This window comes from Ornithinimicrobium sp. F0845, assembly GCF_023015765.1.
GTDB lineage: Bacteria > Actinomycetota > Actinomycetes > Actinomycetales > Dermatophilaceae > Ornithinicoccus.
Genome location: NZ_JALKAL010000022.1, coordinates 19,188 through 28,745, shown reverse-complemented (window position 1 = coordinate 28,745; position 9,558 = coordinate 19,188). Strand labels below are relative to the sequence as shown.

Here is a 9,558-nt window from a genome sequence, read left to right as displayed (position 1 = left end):
TGTGGAAGCACAGCAATGTGTGGAGCTGACCGGTACTAATAAGCCGACAACTTAAACAACAAAGATGACACGCGTCCACTGTGTAGCTCCCGAGATACAAACGGGACACCACCCCACCCCCACACACCGGGGCCACGAGGGCGGACCCCACACCCACCACGGGTGTGGTTGATATCTCCATAAAGTTACGGCGGCCATAGCGAGAGGGAAACGCCCGGACACATACCGAACCCGGAAGCTAAGCCTCTCAGCGCCGATGGTACTGCACTGGAGACGGTGTGGGAGAGTAGGACACCGCCGGACAAACATTCATCGAGCCCCGCCCAGACCCTTATGGTCCGGGCGGGGCTCGACGCATTTCACGGGTCGGGCGCCACGATGTGGCCGCGTAGACTGCCGCAGAACTGAAACGAGGAGGCACCATGGCTCAGGAACCGCCGGAGGCGTCACGTCCTGACGACCAGCGCGACGATCGGCGACACCGTCCGCGCAGCGATCGATCAGATGACCGGGGTGCGGACCGGCGAGGGGACCGGGGTGCTGGCCGATCAGAAGACCGCGGTGCGGACCGGAGTGGGGACCGGGGTGCTGATCGACGGGGGGACCGTGGTGACTACCGCCGCGGCGATGCGGCCGGTCGCGGTGATGACCGCAGGCGGGGAGGTCGGCCAGGAACGCGGGACGGCGACGCGCGTCGTGACGGTGAGTGGCGTGGCCGCGGGGCCGGCAGCGAGCGGCGTGGTGGCGGCAGCGAATGGCGCCCCCGGGAAGGACGAGGCGAGGGCCAGGACTCCTGGAAGGGACGGCCCCGGACGAGCGGTGGCAGGCAGGGCGACCGTTGGGATGACCGTGGCGGGCGCGGTGGCGATCGACGTGATGACCGCGGTGGGCGGCGCAATGTTCGTCGTGATGACCGTGGTGGGTGGCGCGATGACCGTCGTGATGACCGTGGTGGGCGGCGCGATGACCGTCGTGATGACCGTGGTGGGCGGCGCGATGACCGAGGTGTTCGCGATCGGCAGAACTATCGCGACCGCGAGTCGCGAGGACCGCGGGATGGGGGAGGCTACCGTGGCCACGCCGCGCGCGGCGGGGCTGACCGTCCGTTCCGCGAGGACGACAACAGGGTCTACCGTCCCCGACCGGAGCGGAAGCCGGAACCCGAGATCCCTGAGCACATCGAGGCGGGACAGCTCGACAGAGCGGCCCGGCGCGAGCTGCTGACGCTGAGTAAGGAGAACGCTGAGGGCGTCGCCAGGCACCTTGTTGCCGCTACCGAGGCCTTGGCCGCCGATGATCTCGACGGCGCGCTGGCGCACGCCGAGAACGCCTCTCGGCGGGCGGGACGGGTGGCGATCGTGCGCGAGGTCCTGGGTTTCGTTCACTACCGCCGGGCGGAATGGGCAGAGGCGCTGCGCGAGTTCCGCACGGCGCGTCGGCTCAGCGGGTCGAATCACCTCCTGCCGCACATCGCCGATGTGGAGCGGGGTCTCGGCCGGCCCGACCGGGCGATCGAGCTCTCCCAGGAAGCTGCCGCAGACTCACTTAGCGCCGCGGACCGGGTGGAGCTGGCCATCGTGGTCAGTGGAGCGCGACGAGATCTCGGTCAGGGCGAGGCCGCGATTCAGACGCTGCGGGACCTGGTGCAGGCGAGCCCGCCGCAACGGTCCTGGGCTCCACGGCTCTATTACGCCTACGCTGACGCACTCCTCGCTATGGGTCACCAGGTGGAGGCCCGCGAGTGGTTCGCGCGAGCGGTCGATGCCGACAAGGACGCCCTCACGGACGCGCCCGACCGGCTCGCAGACCTGGACGGCGTGGACATCACTGATGTCGCCCCCGAGGCGGACTCCGAGCCGGACCTGGAGGCGGTCTCCGAGACGGACTCCGAGCCGGACCTCGAGACTGCACCCGAGGCGAACCCCGAGTCGGACCCCGAACCGTGACCTATCGCGGACTGCTCTGTGACCTCGATGGTGTCGTCTACCGGGGCGCAACGGCGTGCGACGGTGCCGTCGAGGGACTGGCCGCCGCGCGCGCGGCCGGCGTGCCCGTTCTCTTCCTGACCAACAATGCGGCACGTCTGCCGGGCGAGGTCGCCGAGCACCTGGAGAGCCTCGGGGTCGAGGCGCACGCCGACGAGGTGCTGAACAGTTCACAGGTCGCGGCGAGCTATCTCCGCCAGCACCACCCGGTGCCGGAGGGCCAGTTCGCCCTCCCGGTCGGGGGTCCCGGTGTCGCGGCCGCGCTCGACGAGCAGGGAATCCCGGTGGTCGAGCCCGGTGACGTGCTGCGTCGCGGAGGCAGCGCGATCGTGGCTGCAGTGGTGCAGGGCTATGGGGCCGCGGTGGGATGGGCCCAGCTGGCTGAAGCGACCTACGCTGTGGCGGCTGGCGCCCGGTGGGTCGCGACCAACACCGACGCAACCTTGCCGACAGAGCGCGGCCAAGCGCCGGGCAACGGGTCGCTGGTCGCCGCCGTCGCCCACGCGACCGGCCGGCAACCGGACCTCGTGACGGGCAAGCCGCACGCTCCCGCCTTCGAGATCGCCCTCCAGCGACTCGGTCTGCCCGCAGCGGACGTGCTGATGATCGGCGACCGGCTCGACACCGACATCGAGGGCGCCAAGCGTGTCGGTCTGGGGACCGCCCTGGTGCTGACCGGGGTCCACGGCCGCACCGATGTCGACCGCGCGCCCGAGGCGCAGCAACCAGATCTCATCGCGGACACCATCCCGGGGCTGGCCGAGCACTGGAACGACGGCGCCTGACCCCGCCTGTGGATGGTGCACGGCTCTGTCCGTGCGCCGCGATAGCCTGACGGGCATGAGCCAGCCGCCGCAGACCGGGGACCCCGTGGTCGATGAGATCGTCGAGGGGTTCCGCGCCACCGCTGATCAGCCCCTGGGTGACCGTGCTGCCGCCGCCGCCCAGGCCCAACGTCGTCTCCAGGAGCGGCTCACAGAGTCCTCCCCGGGCAACGCCGCAGCCTCGGGCATGCAGCGAGTCGCCGGGGCCGGCCCGTCCACGTGATACCAGAGTGAGTGGCCCGGGCTCCCGGATGGACGGCGCCGAGCGGCTCGACCAGCACCTGGTCCGGACGCGGGTCGCGCGGTCGCGGACCGCGGCCCAGCGACTGGTGCGCGGGGGTGCGGTCCAGGTCGACGGGGTCACGATCGACAAGCCGTCGTATGCCGTGGGGCCGGGCCACCAGGTCCGCGTCACCGCCGAGGGGGAGAGCCGGTGGGTCGGCCGCGGTGCCCTCAAGCTCCTGCACGCCCTCACCACGTGGGGCGTCGACGTCACCGGACGTCGCTGCCTGGACGTCGGCGCCAGCACCGGCGGGTTCACCCAGGTGCTCCTGGAGCACGGCGCCTCGCACGTCACAGCCCTGGACGTGGGCCACGACCAGCTCGTCGACGAGCTGGTCGCCGACGCGAGGGTGACCGACCTCCCCGGCACCAACATCCGTGACGTAGGGCCTGAGCAACTGGGCACCTTCGACCTGGTGGTCGGAGACGTCTCCTTCATCTCACTACGCCTCGTGCTGCCGGCCGTCGCACCACTCGTGGAGCCCGACGGCGACGTCATCGTCCTGGTCAAGCCCCAGTTCGAGGTGGGCCGGGAGCGGTTGGGGCACGGGGGAGTGGTGAGTTCCGCCGCCGAGCGTGCTCGCGCCCTCCGGGACGTCGTGGGCGCCGCCACGGACCTCGGCTGGCAGGCCCACGGCATCGAACGCTCCCCGGTGACCGGCACCCACGGCAACACCGAGTACCTGCTGTGGCTCGCGGCATACTCGGCAGGCATGATGGAGCCGGGCGCCACGAGCGCCCGCATCCGTGCACTGACCGAGGAGGACGAGTAGTTGACCCGTCGCATCCTGCTGGTCACCCACGCCAACCGCCCGGAGCTGCCTGCCATGGCCACCGAGGTGGCCGGTCGGCTGCGCGCCCACGGCATCGAGGTGCACGAGCTCGAGCAGGGCTGGGCCAGCCTGGAGGACGATCCCGGGGTCACCGAGCTGGCCGCCGAGGCCGAGCTCGTGGTCATCCTGGGTGGTGACGGCACGATCCTGCGGGCCGCCGAGGTCTCCCGCGGGGCGGGCATCCCCCTGCTCGGGATCAACCACGGGCGGGTCGGCTTCCTCGCCGAGGCCGAGCGCGAGGAGACGGCCGAGGTCGTGGAACGCATCGTCGCCCGCGACTACAGCGTCGAGGAGCGGATGACCCTGGAGGTCGACGTCTACCAGGACGGCCGCCGGGTCGCCCACACCTGGGCCCTCAACGAGGCATCGGTGGAGAAGTCGGCGCGCGAGCGGATGCTCGAGCTCACCGTCGAGATCGACGGACGGCCCCTGTCCACCTGGGGCTGCGACGGAGTCGTGGTCGCGACGCCCACCGGGTCCACCGCCTACGCCTTCTCCGGTGGCGGACCCATCGTGTGGCCGGACGTGCAGGCTCTGCTCGTCGTCCCCATCTCGGCCCACGCCCTGTTCGCGCGCCCGGTCGTGCTCGGCCCGGACACCCGCGTCGCCGTCGAGGTCGTGCCGCACGCCACCACCCACGGGGTGATGTGGTGCGACGGGCGACGGACCGTCGACCTGCCGCCGGGAGCCCGCATCGAGGTGCGGCGCAGCGAGACGCCCGTGCGGCTGGCCCGCCTCTCGTCCGACCCCTTCACCGACCGGCTCGTCAGGAAGTTCGCGCTGCCCGTCGCGGGGTGGCGCGGGAAGCCCGACGGCGGACCCGCCTAGGGTGCCACCGTGCTGACCCGCATCCGGATCCAACGACTCGGCGTCATCGAGGACGCCGAGCTCGAGCTGTCCCCGGGCCTCAACGTCATCACCGGTGAGACCGGTGCCGGCAAGACGATGGTCGTCTCCGGCCTAGGGCTGCTCTTCGGCGCCCGGGCCGACTCCGCCATGGTCCGCTCCGGCGCCTCCTCGGCGGTGGTCGAGGGCGAGGTCGACGTGGCACCCGCGCACCCCGCCGCCCAGCGTGTCGAGGCCGCCGGCGGCGAGACCGAGGACGGCCTGATCCTGGTGCGCACCGTCAGCGCCGAGGGGCGCTCCCGCGCGCACGTGGGCGGCCGAGCCGCACCGGTCGGCGTGCTCAGCGAGGTGGGCGAGCACCTCATGGCCGTCCACGGCCAGGCCGACCAGTGGCGGCTGACTGCACCCGACCAGCACCGGGTGCTCCTCGACGCCTACGGCGGAGAGCCCGTCCGGCAGGCGCTGGAGACCTACCGCGTCGCGCACACCCGCTGGACGGCCACCCGCGTGGAGCTCGCCAGGTTGAGCACGGCCGGCGCCGAGCGCACCCTCCGGGCCGACCTCCTGCGCACCGCACTGGAGGAGATCGAGGCGGTGGACCCGGTCGAGGGGGAGGAGGACGACCTGCGCGCCGAGGAGCTCCGCCTCGCGCACGCCGACGGGCTGCAACAGGCCGCGGAGACCGCGCACGCGGCGCTCACCGGGGGTGAGGAGTCCGCCGCCGAGGAGGTCCGACCCGTGGTGGAGCTCCTCGCGGCCAGCAGCCATGCCCTGGCGCCGGTGACCGAGCACGATCCGACGCTCGAGGAGCTGCGGCGTCGCCTGGACGAGCTCAGCTATCTGTCGGCCGACCTGGCAGCCGACCTCGCGTCATACTCCGCCTCCATCGAGGTGGACCCCGCCCGGCTGGCCTGGGTGCAGGAACGCCGGTCGGTCCTGACGTCCCTGCTGCGCAAGTATGGCGAGAGCTCGGCTGCCGTGCTGGCGTGGGCACAGAGCGCTGCGGCCGAGGTCGCCGAGCTGGACGGAGCCGACGACCGGATCGCGGAGCTGACCCGGGAGGAGCTGCGCCTGCGTGACGAGCTGGCCTCCGCCGGGGCAGCGCTGACGCGGGCTCGGCAGGAGGCCGCCGCGCGCCTGGGGGAGGAGGTCGGTGCCGAGCTGGCGCACCTGGCGATGGGCAGTGCCCGGGTCGAGGTCGTCGTCCGGCACCGGCCCGACGACGACGGGCTGGCCCTGCCCGGCGGGGAGTGCGTCCGCGCCTGGGGTCACGGCCTGGACGAGGTCGAGATCCTGCTCGCGGCGAACGCCGGCGCGCCACCGCGCACGGTGACCCGCGCGGCCTCCGGCGGTGAGCTCTCCCGGGTGATGCTCGCGCTGGAGGTGGTCTCCGCCCAGGGGGACGTGCCGACGTATGTCTTCGACGAGGTCGATGCGGGCGTCGGTGGTGCGGCGGCGCTGGACCTCGGTGCCAGATTGGCCCGGCTCGCGGAGACGGCGCAGGTGATCGTCGTGACCCACCTGGGCCAGGTGGCGGCCTTCGCCGACCGGCACCACGTCGTGCACAAGAGCTCCGACGGGGCCATCACAGCCAGTGACGTGCGCTCCGTCGACGGCCCCGACCGGGTCGCCGAGATCGCGCGCATGCTCGGCGGGGTCACCGACTCGCAGGCGGCCCTCGACCACGCCAGGGAACTGCTTGAGGAGCACGCACCCCAGCGGCTGGCCCGGTGAGGGCGGTCACCCGCGGGGCCGGTGCGAGGGATCCGGTCTGGCGGCTCCTCTGGGTCGTGGTCGGGCTCGCCTCGTGGGCCTGGCTCGCGGCCCTGGCGCAGTTCTGGATCGACACCACGTTGGGCGAGCGCTTCGACGCCGCTCTGGCCTCACCGCTGATCCACGGGCTCCCCTGGTCGGTGCGGGAGGCGCTGTCGTGGTTGGCACGCCCGGTGCTCGTGGTCGCCGCCGGCGTCCTGGCCGTGGCACTCGTCCTGCTGGCGCTGCGGGCGCGCCGGTTCCGGGCTGCCCTGACCGCGGTGCTGGTGCCGGCGCTCAGCCTGGTCGTGCTGGACCGGGTCGACGACGGGTGGGCGGGCCTCGGCACCCAGAGCTTCCCGTCGGGTCACGCCGTCGCGGGGTATGCCGTGCTGGTGTCCGTCGCGTGCGTGTGGCCGTCGTCGGTGCGGTCAGCGCGTGATAGCGGACCGGGCGAGGCACTGGGCCAGCCGGGCGAGGCACCTGGCCGACGGGGAGCCGCACTGGGCCGATGGTGGGCGCCGGTGCTCTGGGTGCTCGGTGTGGTGACGATCACGGTCGGCAACGTGACCATGCACGCGCACCTGCCCGGTGACGTGATCGGTGCCGCGCTGCTGGTGACGGGCGTGAGCGGGCTGCTCCTCGGCATACTCGCTCCACGGCCGGTCAGGGGCGGCTCGGTGGGCAGGCGTGGCACGATGGTGCCACCATGAGCCTGTCCAGATCCCCGGTGCCCGCGGCCGCGCCTGACGGCCCCTCCGTGGAGGGACCGGTCCGGGTCGACGCCCGCACCAAGAACCTCACCAAGCGCCTCGGGCCGGGTGACATCGCGGTGATCAACCACGAGGACCTGGACCAGGTCAGCGCCCACGCGCTGGTGGCCTGCCGTCCCGTCGCCGTCATCAACGCCGCGGCGTCCATCAGCGGCGCCTATCCCAACCTGGGGCCCAAGATCCTCCTGGACGCCGGCATCCCGCTGATCGACCGGGCGGGCGAGACCGTGCTGACCCAGGTCACCGAGGGGGCGATCGGACGGGTCACGGGCGGGCAGCTGCTGGTCGACGAGCACCTCGTGGCGGAGGGATCCCGGCTCGACCTCGAGGTCATCGAGGAGGCCATGGAGGAGGCGCGTGGCAACATCTCCGAGCAGATCGAGGCCTTCTCCCGCAACACCATGCAGTATGTCCGTGAGGAGCGGGAGTTGCTGCTGGACGGGATCCGGCTGCCCGAAATCCGCACGGACATCGAGGGACGCTACGTGCTCGTGGTGGTGCGCGGCTACCACTACAAGGAGGACCTGCAGACCCTGCGGCCGTTCATCCGCGAGGCCCGCCCGGTGCTGATCGGTGTCGACGGGGGAGCGGATGCCCTCCTCGAGCTGGGCTACACCCCCGACCTGATCGTCGGTGACATGGACTCCGTGGGGGATGCCGCACTCCGCAGCGGCGCCGAGATCATCGTGCACGCCTATCGCGACGGTCGGGCCCCCGGGCTGGACCGGGTCGAGTCCCTGGGGATCGAGGACGCCGTGGTGCTGCCCGCGATCGGGACCAGCGAGGATGTGGCGATGCTGCTCGCGGACGGCAAGGGCGCCGAGCTGATCGTGGCCGTGGGCACGCACGCGACGCTGATCGAGTTCCTCGACAAGGGGCGCCAGGGGATGGCCTCGACGTTCCTGACCCGGTTGCGGCTCGGCAGCAAGCTGGTCGACGCCAAGGGCGTGAGCCTGCTCTACCGCAGCCGGATCTCCTCGGGAGCCCTGACCTGGCTGGTGCTGGCCGGCCTGCTCGCGGTGCTGGCGGCGCTGGCGGCCACCCCCGGCGGTCGGACTGCCATGGGAGTGCTCGCCGTCCGCTGGGACGACCTGCTGGCCTGGATCGGAGGACTGTTCGGGTGATTGACTTCCGGTACCACCTGGTCTCCCTGGTGGCCGTCTTCATGGCGCTCGCCGTGGGCATCGTCCTTGGCGCAGGGCCGCTCGGTCAGGAGATCTCCTCCACCCTGGAGGCCCAGGTCCGTGACCTGCGCGAGGAGCGCAACGACCTCCGCGCCCAGCTCGACCAGGCCCAGGCCCGCGAGGAGCTCAAGAACGACGTCATCGCCATCGTCACCCCGACGGTGTCCCGCAACCAGCTGACGGGCCATCGCGTCGCGGTGGTCACCCTGCCCGGCGCGGACCGCAACATCGTTGGCCAGGTGCAGGACCAGATCGCCACGGCCGGGGGCCGGGTCGTGCAGACTGCACGGCTCGACGAGGCGTGGTCCGACCCCGAGTCAGCGGCCACGCGCCACGAGGCCGCCGCAGAGCTGGCGCCCACGCTGACCGACCCCGAGCCTCGCGAGGGAGCCGAGCCCACCGCCGAGACCGTGCTCGCCGCGGCGCTCACCGGGGAGGAGGTCGTGGCCGGCAGCGGCGCCTGGCGCACCGCCACGGACCGGCTCGTCGAGCTGGGTTTCCTCGACGTGAACTGGGCTGACGACGAGGCGGGCCTGACTGCCGACCCCCCGGACTCGTTCGTCATCGTCACCGGCGACCTCACCACCGAGCAGGTGGAGGAGGACGAGGCGGGCAACCCGCAGCTGCAACAGTCGCTGGACCTGATCGCCGCCTTCGGAGTCCTCGGCGCCCCGACCCTGGTCGCGGGCTACGGCACCGAGAGCTACTCCGACCCGGTGCAGGCCGCAGAGTCCCCGGTGGTGCGCGGCGTCCGCGCGGAGTCCGCCATCGCGGAGACGGTGAGCAGCGTGGACCACGTCGAGGGCGCGGCCGGACAGCTCGCCGCCGTCCTGGGCCTGCGCTGGGCGATCGATGGCCAGCCCGGTCACTGGGGCCTGGGCACGGACGCCGTGGGGCCGCTGCCGACCGTCCCGGAGCCGCTGCCCGAGGAGACGGAGCCGGGCGACCCGGGCCCACCGCTGCCGACCGAGGAGCCGGACCCGACCGAGCCCCTCGAGACGCCGCCCACCGACGACGAGCTGGGCCCGGTGGCACCCACGACCGACACCGACTCCTCCACGGGCGAACCGACGCCGTGA

General features: G+C 72.4%; 10 protein-coding genes and 1 rRNA gene. All 11 read left to right on the top strand.

Annotated elements, in window-relative coordinates:
- Window positions 1–186: 186 nt before the first annotated feature.
- Window positions 187–303, top strand: a 5S ribosomal RNA gene (gene rrf, locus MWU75_RS19310).
- Between the two features lie 201 nt (window positions 304–504).
- Entirely contained in the window at window positions 505–1,224 is a 720-nt protein-coding gene (locus MWU75_RS19305) for a hypothetical protein (protein ID WP_247094037.1), read from the top strand.
- 59 nt (window positions 1,225–1,283) lie between these two features.
- Complete coding sequence (locus MWU75_RS19300; RefSeq protein WP_247094035.1) at window positions 1,284–1,946, top strand: tetratricopeptide repeat protein; 663 nt, start codon at window positions 1,284–1,286, stop codon at window positions 1,944–1,946.
- On the top strand, window positions 1,943–2,770 hold the full coding sequence (locus tag MWU75_RS19295) for an HAD-IIA family hydrolase (protein WP_247094033.1): 828 nt from the start codon (window positions 1,943–1,945) through the stop codon (window positions 2,768–2,770). The genes MWU75_RS19300 and MWU75_RS19295 overlap by 4 nt, the downstream gene beginning before the upstream one ends.
- A gap of 55 nt (window positions 2,771–2,825) precedes the next feature.
- Complete coding sequence (locus MWU75_RS19290) at window positions 2,826–3,032, top strand: hypothetical protein (protein ID WP_247094031.1); 207 nt, start codon at window positions 2,826–2,828, stop codon at window positions 3,030–3,032.
- A 7-nt stretch (window positions 3,033–3,039) separates the two neighbouring features.
- Window positions 3,040–3,864: a TlyA family RNA methyltransferase gene (locus MWU75_RS19285; protein WP_247094030.1), complete on the top strand. Its 825-nt coding sequence runs from the start codon at window positions 3,040–3,042 to the stop codon at window positions 3,862–3,864.
- Window positions 3,865–4,752, top strand: a complete 888-nt coding sequence (locus MWU75_RS19280; protein ID WP_247094028.1) for an NAD kinase — start codon at window positions 3,865–3,867, stop codon at window positions 4,750–4,752. It begins immediately after the preceding gene.
- Window positions 4,753–4,761: 9 nt separating this feature from the next.
- Window positions 4,762–6,504, top strand: a complete 1,743-nt coding sequence (gene recN, locus MWU75_RS19275; protein WP_247094026.1) for a DNA repair protein RecN — start codon at window positions 4,762–4,764, stop codon at window positions 6,502–6,504.
- A complete protein-coding gene (locus tag MWU75_RS19270; RefSeq protein WP_247094024.1) occupies window positions 6,501–7,235 on the top strand; it encodes a phosphatase PAP2 family protein in 735 nt (244 codons plus the stop codon). Before recN ends, MWU75_RS19270 begins: the two co-directional genes overlap by 4 nt.
- Window positions 7,232–8,419 carry a putative cytokinetic ring protein SteA gene (gene steA, locus MWU75_RS19265; protein WP_247094022.1) on the top strand — a complete coding sequence of 396 codons (1,188 nt, stop codon included), beginning with the start codon at window positions 7,232–7,234 and terminating at the stop codon, window positions 8,417–8,419. The genes MWU75_RS19270 and steA overlap by 4 nt, the downstream gene beginning before the upstream one ends.
- Entirely contained in the window at window positions 8,416–9,558 is a 1,143-nt protein-coding gene (locus MWU75_RS19260) for a copper transporter (protein ID WP_247094020.1), read from the top strand. The genes steA and MWU75_RS19260 overlap by 4 nt, the downstream gene beginning before the upstream one ends.

Excerpts from the sequence above, each read along its gene's own strand:
- MWU75_RS19305 (WP_247094037.1), top strand. The coding sequence starts at position 505 with ATGACCGGGGTGCGGACCGGCGAGGGGACCGGGGTGCTGGCCGATCAG.
- MWU75_RS19290 (WP_247094031.1), top strand. The coding sequence starts at position 2,826 with ATGAGCCAGCCGCCGCAGACCGGGGACCCCGTGGTCGATGAGATCGTC.
- steA (WP_247094022.1), top strand. The coding sequence starts at position 7,232 with ATGAGCCTGTCCAGATCCCCGGTGCCCGCGGCCGCGCCTGACGGCCCC.